Raw genomic sequence first — 13,559 nt, 5'->3', positions numbered from 1 at the left:
GCCGGGAGAATTATTCCTTATCGGCCACCAAAACAAACACGGGGTTGAACGCCTCGAACATCTTGTAATCGGTTGCCGGGCGAGTGCGCGCAATGTTGACGCTGGTCACCTCGACCCGGTATCCGGCATTTTCCAGAAACTCGCTGGCGGCAGCAAGGGTGTCCAGGGTAATAGCGTTCACCACGATCCGGCCGCCGGCCGCCAGGCGCTGATCCACCACGCTCAGGATCGCCCACAGACTGCCGCCCGATCCCCCAATGAAAACGCGGTCCGGATCCGGCAACCGTTCGAGGCAGCCAGGCGCTTCCCCTTCCACAACGGTAACATGCCGGGAATGAAATTTGCGCAGGTTCTCCCGGATGAACCGCTGATACTGTTCATTCTGTTCAATGGCGTACACTCTGCCATCAGGCATCAGGCGATCGGCCTCGATGCTTACGGAACCCGAACCTGCGCCAATATCCCACAACACCATATCCTGGCAAAGCCTCAGCTTGGCCAGGGTTACCGCCCGCACCTCTTCCCGGGTGATCTGCTTTTTGATGGCGCTGAAAGCTTCGTCGGCAATGCCCAGCACCGGCCGCGATGCTTCGGCGAGGGCTTCGTATTGCTTTACCAGCACCAGCACATTGAGAGGCGCGGCCGGCTCGGCCGGCAATCCGGCCACATCGGTGCGCACGATACGTTCTTGTGGGGTGCCGAGGTTTTCGCAAAGATAAGCGGCATACCCTTCGTGCCCCCGCTCCAGCATTTCACGGGCGATAACGGCGGGAGTATTCCGGGCATCGGTCAAAAGCGCAACCTTGTCACTGGCAATAATGCGGTCTGCCACATCCTCGGGCTCATGTCCCTTGCAGGAAAGAAAAACCGCATCGTCCCATGGCAAGCCTAGTTTAGCAAACGCATACTGAACGGAACTGACATTGGGCACGAATTCCAACTCATCTTCCCGAAAATTGCGCAGCAATTGCCGGCCGATACCAAAAAACAGCGGGTCGCCCGATGCCAGCACCACTGCGGGCCCCTCGCAGGTCTTGAGGCGATTGACTACTTCGGAAAAATCCTGATCGATATCGATCTTTTCGCCGGGAAAGTCCGGGAACAGCGACAGCAGTCTTGCGCGGCCAAACAGAACATGGGCCTGTCCAATAATGTCCAGAGCGCGGCGACTGAAACCCTCCTGCCCTTCAACTCCGGCACCGATGACATAAATTTTTTTCATATCCGCCATTCTCTTCCTGCGACAGTCGGAAGCATTCGCTGGAAAAAGCTACTCTGGTATCCATCCGCAAACTCCGGATGAAAACTACTCTAACGATCGCACTTGTCTTCGTCAAGCAGAGCAATACGCCGGGAAAACAGACAGCCTCCCCCTGTGCGCTGGGTCAATCAAGCCAATGCGCAGTTTCCGCGGCTTCCAGAAACAAAGTACTCACCACCTCTCCGAGAGCGGGGTGCCCGCCAAGAAATTCAGCCTGCACAATCTGCAGTTCGGGATAGCGGCGCCGCGCCGAAGCAATCGCCGCCGGAAGGTCGGCGGTAACATGCATGCCAGGCAACAAAAAAAACGGTATAATCACCAACCTTCGCTCACCCGCGGCATAACAGCTTGCCAATGCCGCCGAGAAACTCGGGCTGCCGTGCTCCAGAAATGCCACATCGACCCTGGTGGCGCCAGACAACCGCTGGCGAACCTGGATGGCAACCTTTCGCAAAACATCGGCAGCCTGGGGCCGGCGTGAACCATGTCCTACGATCACAACAGCAGGGTATTTGGCCATCGAATCCCTCGTCAGCCGTTCAGCAATTGCACAGTACAGCGGCCGCCTTCATAGTAATCTATGATATTGAGGCATCCATAGGACTGCTCAAGGCGAAACGCGGATCGCAACGGAGCGTCCAGGGCATCGAGCAGAATCACCCGGTTGACCGCCCCGTGGGCGACAACCACCATTTCGGCACCGGCATGGGCGGCCAGCGCAGCCTGCATGGCCGGAAGCACCCGCCGGGAAAGGTCCAGCAGACTTTCCCCCCCGGGAACCCGGTAATGTACGATATCCCCGAGCCTCGCAGCCCATTGCTCTGGAAAACGCCGCTGCAATTCCTGCCAGGTGACACCCTGCCATTGACCGATGTTCAGTTCTCGCAAAGCCGGTAGTGGCACGGGATCCAGGCCATGGGCTCGTCCCAGCAGCCTGGCTCCGTCCAGGCAACGGCTCAGGTCGCTGCTGAAAATCGCGGCCAGAGGGCGATCCCGAAGTCTTTGCTGCAGAACCCGGTATTGCTCCCACCCCAGCGGCGTCAGGCCGACATCGTCCTGTCCGTTGTAACGCCGCTCTTCGTGGCCCTCCACCTGCCCGTGCCGTATCAGGTAAACACGGGTGCGGGAGCCGCTGGTGCTTGATTTCCGGTCGACACCGGCACGGTCCGCCACGGCTCAAACCTCTTCCCCGGAATCCGCGGGCAGTTCAGCATCAGACTCCGCGCAGGCAAGAGCCACCTCAATCCGTTGAAGGATATCCTCACGACCTTCGCGGGTCAGTGCGGAAAAAAACGAAAACGCCTCTTGCGGCAGTCCGGTGGCCTCGAGTATCGGGCGCATCTGCGCGCCGCGACGGTTTCTGCTGACCTTATCGACCTTGGTAATGACCGGTATGGTGGGGATATCAAGCTCTTCCAGCCAGTCGAGCAACTGCAGTTCCTCGTCCCTGGGCACACGGCGGATATCGAAGAGCAGGATCACCGCCTTGAGGTTGGCGCGATTCTCCAGATAGGTGCGAGCCATAATGCCCCAGTCCTTCTTGACGGCCAAAGGCACCTTGGCAAAACCGAAACCGGGCAGGTCGACAAGGGTGAACTGCTCATTTACGGAAAAGAAGTTGAGCATCTGGGTGCGGCCGGGTGTAGCGGAAGTTCTTACCAGCCCACGGCGATTGACAAGAACATTGATCAGGGAGCTTTTCCCGACATTGCTGCGGCCGGCAAACGCAATTTCCGGTAAATTGTCCGAAGGATAGCCTTCGGGTCGGGCAGCCCCCTTGATGAATTCGGCGGATTTAATCTGCAACGTCATTTTTCTCCTGACTGGAACACCTGTTCGAAGGCTCTTGCGAACGATATCGCAACAACCGGGTGAATACAACAAAAACGGCCAATTAGCTTTTAAAAAACAGCTCATATTACGCAATGCAGGGGTCGGACCGCGCCCTACTCGGACTTTACGGACAACGGCGAATGGATACCCCTGGCCTGCCATGCCTCTCTCGAATCTGCTGTGACAGCATAACCCGTCAGGCCAAAGGAAGTCCACGTCGGCCTGCCCCGCCGCCCCAAGCATCACTGAAACCGTTGACAACTGTGGTATTTGGGATAATTGTTAAGCATGAGCATAGCGAAAAAGCCTTGTTCCCAACAAGGAGGCAACCATGCCCAAATTAAGCGATGCCGCAATTCAGGAAGCCATCAAGGATTCTCTGCAAACCGAAAAAAATGCGATGAATTTTTATCGTATGGCCGGCGGCCTGGTGCAACGCCCGCAGGCGAAACAACTTTTTGAATTGCTGGCCGGCGAGGAACGGGACCATGCCCGCCATTTCTACAATCTCTATCAGGGGACAGACCTTCCGCCCTTTGACGAATATATGGAGCAGAACCTGAAACATGACCGGGAATACCTGCTGCAGCAGGAAAAGGCCCTGCTCAGCGACCTGCGCATACGCAAAGCCATGGAACTGGCGATGGAAAAGGAACAGGCCCTGGAAAAACACCTGCGGGCGCAGGCTGACAGAATCGTCGATGAAGAAGTCCGTAACATTTACCTTGATAATGCCGAGTCGACCCGCCGGCATTATCTCATGATCGAATCCGAGTACGCACACCTGATGGGCATGGTACATGAAACGGACATCGACACCTTTGTGCGGGAATAAAACCTACCACAGAAAATATTGATTTTCTGTGGTAAAATAATGTTGCAGAGCAGGTGGTTGCAACCACCTGAAAGCGAAAACCGGCATTGCGCGGTCTCATGCCAGAAGCCTTGTCTTCCCATCCGTCGGGCACCATTGGGAAGGGCGCGCCAAAGCGGGTCTGTAAATGAGCCGCCAGGCAACCCCGGAAAAAGGGCGCTCGTCGAATTGGCAAAAAGCTGACCGTGGCAATGCCGGCGTTTTTTGTGTTTGTGGACGAAGTTTCTTCTTCGGCCTCCCACCGCTTCTCCTGAAAACGGATGCCTTCGCTCCGTATCAATTCGCCAAGTTACCGGAATGATTTGCCTTGCCCTGCCCGGCTGGATTATAGTAGGAGGCAATCGCGTCTTTTAACGGTTGTTTTTCTCCTGATGATATTCGCGCACACGAGGATTGACGTTTTTCCGGTTGGCGCCAGGGAGACTGTCATGCCCAAGCAACCTGTTCGCATCCTGGCCTTTGGCGACAGCCTCACGGCGGGCTGGGGACTGCAACCATCCAAAACTGTTCCAGCCTGCCTGGAAAGCACCCTGATAAAAGAAGGTTTCGATGTTTCCTTCATCAACACCGGCGTTCCCGGCGAAACGACCGAGGGGGAATCCGACGCTTTGAAAAAGCACTGGGCTGTAACCCTGATCTGGTCATCCTGGAATTGGGAGCCAATGACAATCTGCAAGCCCTGCCGCTCACTGTAACAAAAACCAACCTCGACGCCATGCTCGGCATCCTGGCCGCCAGAAACATTCCGGCGCTGTTTGCCGGCATCCGACCGTTGCGTGACCTGGGACCGGATACCAATTTTCGTTTTGTGTCGCTGTTCCATGAACTTGCCAGCCGTCATGCGGTGCCCTTCTATCCCGACTATCTCGACGGCGTGGCGGGCAACCCAATGTTGCTGCAAAAGGACGGCCTGCATCCCAATGCCAGGGGCGCCCGGGAAATCGCCAAACGCCTGCGGCCTTTGGTCATCGACATGCTGCGTGCTCTGGAAGGCTCAGCCCCCGCCGGGTCGCAGCCTTGACAGTCCACCGGGGACGGTTATGGTTAGACAAGAATATCAAGCGGCGCTGACGGCCGCAAATCCAGCCTTTTTATCGGGGAGGATGTCATGAAAAAAACCGTTTCTGCGTGCTGCGCATTTCTGCTCCTGCTTAGCGGTTGTTATGGGACCATGGGGTCGAAGGAAACCGGCGGCACACTGATCGGAGCCGGAACCGGCGCCCTGATCGGATCGCAGATCGGGGGCGGGCGCGGCACCCTGATCGCCGTCGCTGTCGGCACCCTGGCCGGCGCCCTGCTTGGCCAGGAAGTAGGCAAGTCCCTTGATCGCGCGGACCAGCTGGCCATGCAGCAAAATGCCCAGTATGCCCTTGAATACACGCCGACCCGCCAATCCACAAGCTGGCGCAACCCTGACTCGGGCAATTACGGCAGCATTACACCGATTGAAACCTACCAGACGCCCGGCGGACAGTATTGCCGCGAGTATCTGCAGAACGTGATCATCGGCGGACAGCAGCAGCAAGCTTACGGCACGGCCTGTCGCCAACCGGATGGCACATGGAAAATCATCCGCTGACCGGAGCTGCCTGACACGAACCTGAAACACGCCGGGGTTTATCCTGTGGCTGTTGACCGGCAAGGCAACCCATGCGCGGAACTTCCGGCGGCATCCACGGCGGAATCACCCGGCCATGCTTACAACAGGCGGATGCATGAGCAAGCCCACCCGGAAAATCGACCTCCCCTCTTTTGCCGGTGACGCATGCCAAATCCTGGCCAGCGATGCCGAAGTGCTGGCACTGTCCTTCGGCTCCAGACTGGATGCGGAAACCGTGTCCTTGTTGTGGGACCCCCTTGACGAAATTCTGGAAAGAACCTCTCCACGGATTCTGCGCATTGAAGCCAGCCGTCTGGAGCACTGCGATGGCGCCGGCTTCGGTTTGCTGATGGAACTGGCACGAAGGCAGATACGCCGCGATGCGCAATACGAGCTGACCGGATTGAAAGAAAAATTCGCCGGGCTGTGGACACTTTACCGGCCCGAGGATTTCACCCGGCTTCGCGCCAGCCGGCCACAACCCTGCTGCCTGCCGGAAGAGGCCGGACGCCTTGCTTATCAGGCGTGGGAGGGCATACGCGACATGGTGCGATTTACCGGCGAACTGGCCGTGGCACTGTTCCGCGCCGCACGACAGCCTCGCACGATCCGATGGTCCGAAGTCTGGCTGACCATGGAAAAAGCCGGCGTCAACGCTTTGTTCATCGTCGGCCTCATCAGTTTCCTGATCGGCTTGATCATGGCTTTTCAAGCCACCATTCCCATGCGCCAGTTCGGCGTGGAAATCTACGTCGCCAACCTCACGGCGTTGTCGATGCTGCGCGAACTCGGTCCGCTAATGACCGCCCTGCTGCTTGCCGGGCGTTCGGGCTCGGCCTTCGCTGCGGAACTGGGAACCATGAAAATCAACGAGGAAATCGACGCCTTGACTACCATGGGGCTGGCTCCGATACCCTTTTTGGTTGTTACCCGGGTGCTGGCAACCATCATCGTGCTGCCCCTGCTGACCCTGTTTGCCAACTTCATGGGACTGGTTGGCGGTGCCGTGGTCCTTCTGTCTTTGGGCTATCCGCTGGTTTCCTACATCAACCAGATCCAGTCAGCCGCCAATCTCGGCGACCTGGTGGGTGGCCTGGCCAAAACCATTGTATTCGCTCTGATCGTCGCTGGCGTAGGCTGCCTTTACGGTCTGAAAACCCGTAGCGGTGCCAGCGCCGTAGGGGATGCGGCCACCCGCGCTGTCGTTTCCGGCATTATCCTGATCGTCATCACCGACGGATTGTTCGCCGTAGCCTACTACTATCTCGGGATCTGACCCCATGGCTCAAACGCGCGACCGCATTATAGAGGCACGAAATTTAACCGTCGGATACGGCGCCACACCGATCCTGCAGAACCTGTCCTTCGACGTCCAACAAGGGGAAGTCTTCGTCATACTGGGGGGCTCCGGGTGCGGGAAAAGCACTCTGCTGAAAAACATGATCGGACTGTATCAACCCATGGATGGACAGCTTCTGATCAATGGCAAGGATCTATGGCAAACCGAGGGTACCCTGCGAAAAGAACTGCTACGCTGCTTTGGCGTCATGTATCAGAACGGTGCCCTTTTCGGCTCTTTGACCGTCATGGAAAACGTACGGCTGCCATTGGAAGAATTTACCCATCTGCCCAGTGCGGCCATGGACCTTATCGCCGCGATGAAGCTGCAACTGGTCGGCCTTGGCGGTTTCGGGCATTACCTGCCCGCGGAACTGAGCGGCGGCATGCGCAAACGGGCCGCCATCGCCCGCGCCATGATACTCGACCCCCAGATTCTGTTTCTTGACGAACCGACGGCAGGCCTCGATCCTGTCATGTCCGCGGAAATGGACCAGCTTATTTTACAGCTGGCGCAAAGTCTGGCCATGACCTTTGTTATCGTTACCCATGAACTGCCGAGCATCTATGCCATTGCCGACCGCGTCATTATGCTGGACCATAAGACCAAAAGCATTGTCGCCGCCGGACCACCGCAGCAGCTGCGCGATGCCAGCAGCGATCCTTTGGTGCGGGCCTTTTTCCATCGGGAACCCATGCTCCCGAGCAAGCCACAGGAAGGAAGAACCGTCCCATGAGTGAACGGGCCAACTATGTCAAGATCGGATTGTTCGTCATTGGTGCCAGCCTTATCGCCGTGGTGTCGCTTATTGTTCTGGGTGCTGGCAACCTGTTTCAGAAACGGATTCTGGTTGAGACCTATTTCGATGAATCGGTCCAGGGCCTCGACATCGGCTCGGCCGTGAAACTGCGGGGAGTCCAGGTCGGCAAAGTTGAGGCGATCACCCTGGTTGATTCCGTATACGACACCAACAAACGTTATGTGCTGGTGCGCATTGCCCTGGCATCCAGTTCCCTGGGGCGCACCGCCAAAGTGGTTCAGCGAGGGCTGCAGGCCGAGACCGATCAGGGGCTGCGTTTTCGCCTGGCCTTTCAGGGAGTGACCGGCATGGCCTTTCTGGAAGCGGATTACCTGCCGTCCGATCAGCTGCCCGGCCTCAAGATCGACTGGCAACCGATATACCCCTATATTCCCTCGGCGCCGAGCAACATCACTCGCTACACCGAGGCTATCGATAAAATCCTCAAGAATCTCGACAGTCTCGATATCGCCGCAGTCAGCAGCGGCATCAGGCAGGCTGTCGCCGCCCTCAACCAGGCCATGCAGGAAGCGCATATCTCGCAGATCAGCGACGAGTCTTTAGCATTGTTGAAGGAACTGCGGACCACCAACAATCGTATCGATACTCTGCTAGCCGGCGGGCAAGCTCCCCTGCAGCAGTTTTTCGCCACCCTTCCGGAACTGTCACGCTCCCTGTCACACAGCGCCCGCCAGCTTGAAACCCTGACAACCGAACTCCCCCGGGAGCTGGCGCCCCTGGGACAGAGCCTGCGGCAGATAAGCGCCCTGCTGACCGCTGAACAGCAGACCATTGAAACCACGCTGAGCAACTTTCGGCAGACCTCGGAAAACCTGCTCGACATGTCGGAAAATGCCCGCGACTATCCCGCCCAGACAATATTCGGAGCGCCGCCAGCCCCCGTGGAGTCTTTGAAATGAACTCAAATATATCTCGCATCCTGGTGTGTATGATGATAAGCGGATGGATGCTGACAGGGTGCCTGCGCCTTGGCGAGCGCCCCGCGGAACGCATCAGCTATGTGTTTACGGCGGAGCGCCCGGGAAAACCTGGTGAAAAGAGCGGATCCGCCGTACTGCAGGTCACGCCCATGCGCATTTCCCCACGATTCAACAGCCGCAGCTTTGTGTATCGCAAAGGGGCATCGCGATACCAGACGGACTACTACCATCAGTTTCTGATCGCGCCCGCCAGTCTGATCCAGGAAGAGGTGGTACATTGGCTGGCGGCAAGTCCCGGCCTGTCGATGGCAGGAGCATCGGCGGGGCCCCTGCCTCCCGACTATCTGCTGCAGGGACATATCATCGATCTGTATGCCGATTACCGTCAGGAACAGCCTTCAGCCATTCTGGAAATCGCGTTTTTGCTCCTCGAACATCCTGCCGTGGAAAACCCGGTCCTTCTCAGGCGCCGCTATCGGAGTGAAATCCCCGCAGGCCACAACTCACCCGACGCCCTCATCAAGGCATGGGACTGCGCATTGACCCGGATACTGGAAAACCTGGAAAAAGATCTGATCGTTGCCATCGAGGATCATCGGCGCCGATAAACGACGTGGCGGAATTCAGCATACGCCTGTTCCGAAACGACAAGCCATTCGTCCTGCCGCACAGGTGGGAAAAAGCAGTCACCCGGATACGCCTTATCGATCCAGGAAATATGCATGCGGTGTGCAATCGCAAGTGCCTGGCGATAAACGTCCCGTCCGCCGATAAAAAACACTTTTTGCGACTCCTGGCCAGCCCGCCGCACAGCACTGTCGAAATCCCTGCACACCATGACGCCAGGGACCGGAGGCATACCGCGGCTGACGACAATGTTAGTGCGTCCCGGCAGGGGGCGTCCCAGCGAAATAAAGGTTTTCCTTCCCATGATCAGGCAATGTCCCATGGTAAGACGGCGAAACAGAGCCAACTCCTCGGGGATATGCCATGGAAGTTTTCCATGCTGGCCGATGATGCCGCTACGGGTCATGGCCGCGATAATAATCAGCTCAACGTCATACATGGCGCACCCTTTATAAGACACTTCTCACCGCCAGCAATTCCCCTCGCCTATCCTGCCTGGGGCACAGACGGGGATCTGTTGATTTTCTGTTGAAGTCATATGACACAAGGTTGCCCCCACCCTTTTTGCTGATCGCTTAAATCCAGGGGTTTATTTCAGGTCCGCTTGCCGGCCGTTCAAGGATTGATACAATTTCCATGGGTTTTATTACTGACAGGAAAATCCTGGATATGTCTGCGACCAGATTTTTGCAACGCCTGCGCAAAGCATAAAACGGGATGAAGAGACAACGGCCAGGCAGCCTTTTGCAGGCCTCAGAATTGTATCGGACGGCAGGTTTTCCAACCGAAAGGAGAACGACATGGCACAGGACCACCATTTCATACTCGGAGTTCACGTGGACAATCGCATCAAACGCGCATCCGACGTTCAGCAATTACTGACCGATTATGGTTGCAACATTAAAACCCGCATCGGACTGCATGAAGTTACAGGAAATTTCTGCGCGGGGTTCGGCCTGATTCTTCTGGAAATGATCGGCGAAACCGTAAAAATCGAGGAACTCTCCGAAAGGCTCGAAAAGATCGAAGGTGTTTCGGTACAACGCATGGTCTTTGAACATCCATAGATAGTATCCATCCGGAAACTCCGGATGGATACCAGCGTAGTTTTCATATGGGAAACGAGCAATTTTTCGTTGTGGCAAGGAAATCAAGGGGTTGCGCGGAGGCGTACATCGGTACGCCGCACAAGCAAGCCTGCGGATTGACGCCGCCACGGCGGAAAAGGGCCGTTTCCGGATGAAAACTAGATAAATCATGGCGGAAAGCGGCAACCTTTTGCCGCCTTTCCGTTCCATGGTTTCGGATGGATCTCTAACGCCTGCTCACTCAAGCACCCGCCTGTGCAGCAAGGACCAATGTCTGTATTTGCGCGGCATATGGCTTCCCGTTGCACCAATAATCATGGCCGCCCACAGCAACTGTTCGGCAAACTGCAGCCACAGGTGCAGCAAAAAGACACAACCGACATGCAGCATGGCCATGATGCCTGCCCCCTGATAAGGCCAGTGTCTTGTCTGGTATAACTCCGAAGCCACCAGACCGAGGCCGGTAACAACTGTCAGCCTGCCCCAGAAATGCAAATCACTGAGCGGTTGATTAAAAATGACGCCGCCCAGCATAACCCCGGCAACTCCGATATGCAGGCTGCGAAACATTATATCCAGCGCCCGCGCCCAACCGGGACGAAAATACATCGATTTTTTTTGACCGTCTTTTTTATCCATGCCCACCTCCCTGGATTATACGTAACCCCTCTTGCGGAAAGGAATACATTTACACCAAAACGATTGCGATAAACAAGTCTGTCCTGAAACAAGGACATAAAAGACAGTGCAATAAAAACCCACCGGAACTGCAATGGTCCGCAAAAGGCTATTCAGAAACCTCATAAAGAGCCTGGATAAAAAACGAAGTGGGACTTTTCCCATGGAAAAGTCCCACTTCCCAGCCTATCCTGATACGTGACCGGCAACTCTTTGAAGTTGCCGATCTTCAGAGTCGGTCTTATTCGTCTCTTTCGTAATCGACGATGCGTGGGGCGACCGACTTGATGCTCAGAAGGTCAGTATAGTTGATGTTGTTGCCCAGATAGTTGTTGCCATCGGTACCGCAACCCAGGGTAAGTGAGGGCGGAAGCTTGTTGTAGATAAGCCCGATGCTGCCGTGTACCGCAGGCTGGTTCAGGAGCAGTCGATTGGCAGGGATCTCCAGGGCGAACTTGTCGATGACCTTTTCGTCCTGTGCATGGATAACGGCCGTGTGGCCGGCGCCACCCCAGCGAAGCTGGGTCTTGGCTGCTTCAATCGCTTCATCGGTGCTGTTGTAGCTGATGTAACCGAGCACCGGAGACAGTTTTTCGTGGCTGAACCAGTCCTCGGGACCAATGCTCTTCAGGGGCACGAGCAGCAGCTTGACATCTTCAGGGACCTCGAAACCGGCGATCTTGGCAATAACCTGGGGCGATTTACCTACGATTGCCACGGCCGGAACGCCTCTTTCCTTGTCGAACATAACCGCTTCGAGTTTTGCCTTCTGCTCGTCATTGACCAGATAGGCGCCTCGCTCAACCAGCATCTTCACGCCTTTTTCAGCGATGGCCGGATCGTCGAAAATCACCGACTGGTCGGAGGAGCAGATGGTGCCGTTGTCAAAGGTCTTGGAAGCGATGACGTTATTGATCGCGACGCTGAGTTTGGCGGATTTCGAGATAAACACAGGGGTATTGCCTGCGCCGACGCCAATCGCGGGGTGACCGGAGCTGTAAGCGGATTTAACCATGGCATTGCCGCCGGTGGCCAGAATCAGGTTCACGCCCGGGTGTTTGAACAGCAGATTGGTCGCTTCAATGGAGGGGGTTTCAATCCACTGGATGCAGTGCTCTGGAGCACCGGCAGAGACAGCCGCGTCGCGCAAAACTCTCGCCGCTTCGACACTGCACTTCTGCGCGCGGGGATGGCAGGCAAAAATGATCGCATTGCGGGTCTTCATGGCGATCAGAGCCTTGAACATGACGGTCGAAGTGGGGTTGGTCGTCGGCGTTGCGGCGGCGAGCACACCAAAAGGCTCAGCCACGTACTTCACGCCATCTTCTTCCCTGATGACGCCAACGGATTTCTTGTCCTTGAAATACTCGTACACCACATGGGCGCCAAGATGATTCTTGATGGCTTTGTGGTCAGCGCGGCCGATGCCGGTTTCCTCAACGGCCATCTCTGCGAGTTTGACTTCGTTGGCAACGCTGGCCGCATCCATGGCCGCGGTAATCTTGTCAACCTGTTCCTGGGTGAAGAGCTTGAATTCGTCGGCAGCCTTGCGAGCGTTGGCTACCAATTGGTCGATCATTTCCTTAGCCATACCTAATCCTCCTAGTCTTGTTGTTGATTGTTCACCTTACCCAGACATCTAAAGAAACGCATAAAACAAGCGCTTCCGCACAAAAGGCGCGCGGGTAGACAACCCGCAACCGGGTTTTACAGGTTCACGGACTGCGCAGGCCAACCATCCTGCTATAAGGCAAATGAACAATATAGACGTAAAAGCCATGAAACCATCGAGGCAACAATCTTCGTTGCGCCGAAACTCACGACCTAGAACAGCGTATCACAAGCTCTTTCATAACCTGGATATTTGGTACTTATAACAGAGTGCCTTATGCCTTGCAAGTAAATTATTCCCCGGGAGAGGGGCATTCTCACCACCCTCAAAACGAGGCACGGCAAACCCGACAGCTCCCCTTCAATCCAGTGTTCCATACTATAAAACCCGGAAGGGCAGACACTATCGAACAATGGTCGCAGGACAAAAAAATGCGCGCCGGTCAGGAGGGAAAAACCATGCGCGCCAAGAGTTGGACTGTGGTGGTTGCCAGTGTGTCCCATTTGTTTTTCAGGTTACCATCCCCAATCGATTTTGCAAGCAGGCCTTCGAGATTTATCCACGCCGCCGATGCCAGGGACCGTTTATCGGGATGTCGGAAATGGCTTCAAAACCTGGTTATTTTCCGAACAGGAAACAACCCTGCCTCATTATTGGAAAACCCCAACCGGCAACCTTCCGGCGTTTCGTAACCGTTTTCAAAACGGATCGTTCCGGGTTATAGGAAAATGTTGTTTCGCCCATGGCGGAGGTATTTTCGCGAAGCAAAAGCACAGGGGGCCAAACACATTCAGTGTCTGGCCCCCTGTGCTTTTATTGGTGGAGCTGAGCGGGCTCGAACCGCCGACCTACGCGTTGCGAACGCGTCGCTCTCCCGACTGAGCTACAGCCCCGTTGTCATTTCCTG

At 56.1% G+C, this 13,559-nt stretch carries 16 protein-coding genes and 1 tRNA gene; 9 read left to right on the top strand and 8 right to left on the bottom strand.

Features of this window, described 5'->3' with window-relative positions; translation table 11 throughout:
- Nucleotides 1-10: 10 nt before the first annotated feature.
- The 4 genes from cbiE to yihA form a co-directional block, all read right to left on the bottom strand.
- Complete coding sequence (gene cbiE / locus A6070_RS02305; protein WP_072288104.1) at nt 11-1,222, bottom strand: precorrin-6y C5,15-methyltransferase (decarboxylating) subunit CbiE; 1,212 nt, start codon at nt 1,220-1,222, stop codon at nt 11-13.
- Between the two features lie 163 nt (nt 1,223-1,385).
- Complete coding sequence (locus tag A6070_RS02300; RefSeq protein ID WP_072286870.1) at nt 1,386-1,781, bottom strand: sirohydrochlorin chelatase; 396 nt, start codon at nt 1,779-1,781, stop codon at nt 1,386-1,388.
- Nucleotides 1,782-1,792: 11 nt separating this feature from the next.
- The gene (cobC, locus tag A6070_RS02295; protein ID WP_072286869.1) at nt 1,793-2,434 is read right to left on the bottom strand and encodes an alpha-ribazole phosphatase; all 642 of its coding nucleotides are present in this window, start codon (nt 2,432-2,434) and stop codon (nt 1,793-1,795) included.
- Between the two features lie 3 nt (nt 2,435-2,437).
- The gene (gene yihA, locus A6070_RS02290; RefSeq protein ID WP_072288103.1) at nt 2,438-3,067 is read right to left on the bottom strand and encodes a ribosome biogenesis GTP-binding protein YihA/YsxC; all 630 of its coding nucleotides are present in this window, start codon (nt 3,065-3,067) and stop codon (nt 2,438-2,440) included.
- A 358-nt stretch (nt 3,068-3,425) separates the two neighbouring features.
- On the opposite strand from yihA, the gene A6070_RS02285 reads away from it, so the two are divergent.
- The 8 genes from A6070_RS02285 to A6070_RS02255 all read left to right on the top strand — a co-directional run bounded on the left by A6070_RS02285 (nt 3,426) and on the right by A6070_RS02255 (nt 9,255).
- On the top strand, nt 3,426-3,929 hold the full coding sequence (locus A6070_RS02285) for a ferritin-like domain-containing protein (RefSeq protein WP_072286868.1): 504 nt from the start codon (nt 3,426-3,428) through the stop codon (nt 3,927-3,929).
- A gap of 467 nt (nt 3,930-4,396) precedes the next feature.
- Nucleotides 4,397-4,663, top strand: a complete 267-nt coding sequence (locus tag A6070_RS15905) for an SGNH/GDSL hydrolase family protein (RefSeq protein ID WP_236718902.1) — start codon at nt 4,397-4,399, stop codon at nt 4,661-4,663.
- Entirely contained in the window at nt 4,567-4,989 is a 423-nt protein-coding gene (locus A6070_RS02280; protein WP_330220612.1) for a GDSL-type esterase/lipase family protein, read from the top strand. Before A6070_RS15905 ends, A6070_RS02280 begins: the two co-directional genes overlap by 97 nt.
- An 87-nt stretch (nt 4,990-5,076) precedes the next feature.
- Complete coding sequence (locus tag A6070_RS02275) at nt 5,077-5,547, top strand: RT0821/Lpp0805 family surface protein (RefSeq protein WP_072286866.1); 471 nt, start codon at nt 5,077-5,079, stop codon at nt 5,545-5,547.
- A 136-nt stretch (nt 5,548-5,683) separates the two neighbouring features.
- Nucleotides 5,684-6,844 (top strand): ABC transporter permease, encoded by a 1,161-nt coding sequence (locus A6070_RS02270; RefSeq protein ID WP_083558645.1) that lies wholly within the window; start codon nt 5,684-5,686, stop codon nt 6,842-6,844.
- Nucleotides 6,845-6,848: 4 nt separating this feature from the next.
- Complete coding sequence (locus A6070_RS02265; protein WP_072286865.1) at nt 6,849-7,643, top strand: ABC transporter ATP-binding protein; 795 nt, start codon at nt 6,849-6,851, stop codon at nt 7,641-7,643.
- The gene (locus tag A6070_RS02260; RefSeq protein ID WP_072286864.1) at nt 7,640-8,626 is read left to right on the top strand and encodes an MlaD family protein; all 987 of its coding nucleotides are present in this window, start codon (nt 7,640-7,642) and stop codon (nt 8,624-8,626) included. The genes A6070_RS02265 and A6070_RS02260 overlap by 4 nt, the downstream gene beginning before the upstream one ends.
- On the top strand, nt 8,623-9,255 hold the full coding sequence (locus A6070_RS02255; protein WP_072286863.1) for an ABC-type transport auxiliary lipoprotein family protein: 633 nt from the start codon (nt 8,623-8,625) through the stop codon (nt 9,253-9,255). Before A6070_RS02260 ends, A6070_RS02255 begins: the two co-directional genes overlap by 4 nt.
- On the opposite strand, the gene A6070_RS02250 is transcribed toward A6070_RS02255, so the two are convergent.
- The gene (locus tag A6070_RS02250; RefSeq protein WP_072286862.1) at nt 9,240-9,713 is read right to left on the bottom strand and encodes a dihydrofolate reductase; all 474 of its coding nucleotides are present in this window, start codon (nt 9,711-9,713) and stop codon (nt 9,240-9,242) included. The genes A6070_RS02255 and A6070_RS02250 overlap by 16 nt on opposite strands.
- Nucleotides 9,714-10,074: 361 nt before the next feature.
- On the opposite strand from A6070_RS02250, the gene A6070_RS02245 reads away from it, so the two are divergent.
- Nucleotides 10,075-10,341, top strand: coding sequence for a CPF_0552 family protein (locus A6070_RS02245; RefSeq protein ID WP_072286861.1), 267 nt, complete (start codon nt 10,075-10,077; stop codon nt 10,339-10,341).
- A gap of 258 nt (nt 10,342-10,599) precedes the next feature.
- Here A6070_RS02245 and A6070_RS02240 read toward each other — a convergent pair whose 3' ends face one another.
- The 3 genes from A6070_RS02240 to A6070_RS02230 form a co-directional block, all read right to left on the bottom strand.
- Nucleotides 10,600-11,001 carry a hypothetical protein gene (locus A6070_RS02240; RefSeq protein ID WP_072286860.1) on the bottom strand — a complete coding sequence of 134 codons (402 nt, stop codon included), beginning with the start codon at nt 10,999-11,001 and terminating at the stop codon, nt 10,600-10,602.
- Between the two features lie 280 nt (nt 11,002-11,281).
- Entirely contained in the window at nt 11,282-12,631 is a 1,350-nt protein-coding gene (locus tag A6070_RS02235) for an aldehyde dehydrogenase family protein (protein ID WP_072286859.1), read from the bottom strand.
- An 838-nt stretch (nt 12,632-13,469) separates the two neighbouring features.
- A tRNA-Ala gene (locus A6070_RS02230) sits at nt 13,470-13,545 on the bottom strand.
- Between the last annotated feature and the right edge of the window lie 14 nt (nt 13,546-13,559).

The organism is Syntrophotalea acetylenica (assembly GCF_001888165.1).
Classification (GTDB): Bacteria; Desulfobacterota; Desulfuromonadia; order Desulfuromonadales; family Syntrophotaleaceae; genus Syntrophotalea; species Syntrophotalea acetylenica.
This window is presented reverse-complemented; position numbering and strand designations above follow the sequence as displayed.

Bases quoted from the DNA above. Each gene is read 5' to 3' on its own strand.
- A6070_RS02250 (WP_072286862.1), bottom strand. From the start codon at position 9,713: ATGTATGACGTTGAGCTGATTATTATCGCGGCCATGACCCGTAGCGGC.
- A6070_RS02235 (WP_072286859.1), bottom strand. From the start codon at position 12,631: ATGGCTAAGGAAATGATCGACCAATTGGTAGCCAACGCTCGCAAGGCT.
- A6070_RS02260 (WP_072286864.1), top strand. From the start codon at position 7,640: ATGAGTGAACGGGCCAACTATGTCAAGATCGGATTGTTCGTCATTGGT.
- A6070_RS02300 (WP_072286870.1), bottom strand. From the start codon at position 1,781: ATGGCCAAATACCCTGCTGTTGTGATCGTAGGACATGGTTCACGCCGG.
- cbiE (WP_072288104.1), bottom strand. From the start codon at position 1,222: ATGAAAAAAATTTATGTCATCGGTGCCGGAGTTGAAGGGCAGGAGGGT.
- A6070_RS15905 (WP_236718902.1), top strand. From the start codon at position 4,397: ATGCCCAAGCAACCTGTTCGCATCCTGGCCTTTGGCGACAGCCTCACG.
- A6070_RS02270 (WP_083558645.1), top strand. From the start codon at position 5,684: ATGAGCAAGCCCACCCGGAAAATCGACCTCCCCTCTTTTGCCGGTGAC.
- A6070_RS02240 (WP_072286860.1), bottom strand. From the start codon at position 11,001: ATGGATAAAAAAGACGGTCAAAAAAAATCGATGTATTTTCGTCCCGGT.
- A6070_RS02275 (WP_072286866.1), top strand. From the start codon at position 5,077: ATGAAAAAAACCGTTTCTGCGTGCTGCGCATTTCTGCTCCTGCTTAGC.
- A6070_RS02245 (WP_072286861.1), top strand. From the start codon at position 10,075: ATGGCACAGGACCACCATTTCATACTCGGAGTTCACGTGGACAATCGC.
- A6070_RS02255 (WP_072286863.1), top strand. From the start codon at position 8,623: ATGAACTCAAATATATCTCGCATCCTGGTGTGTATGATGATAAGCGGA.
- A6070_RS02265 (WP_072286865.1), top strand. From the start codon at position 6,849: ATGGCTCAAACGCGCGACCGCATTATAGAGGCACGAAATTTAACCGTC.
- A6070_RS02285 (WP_072286868.1), top strand. From the start codon at position 3,426: ATGCCCAAATTAAGCGATGCCGCAATTCAGGAAGCCATCAAGGATTCT.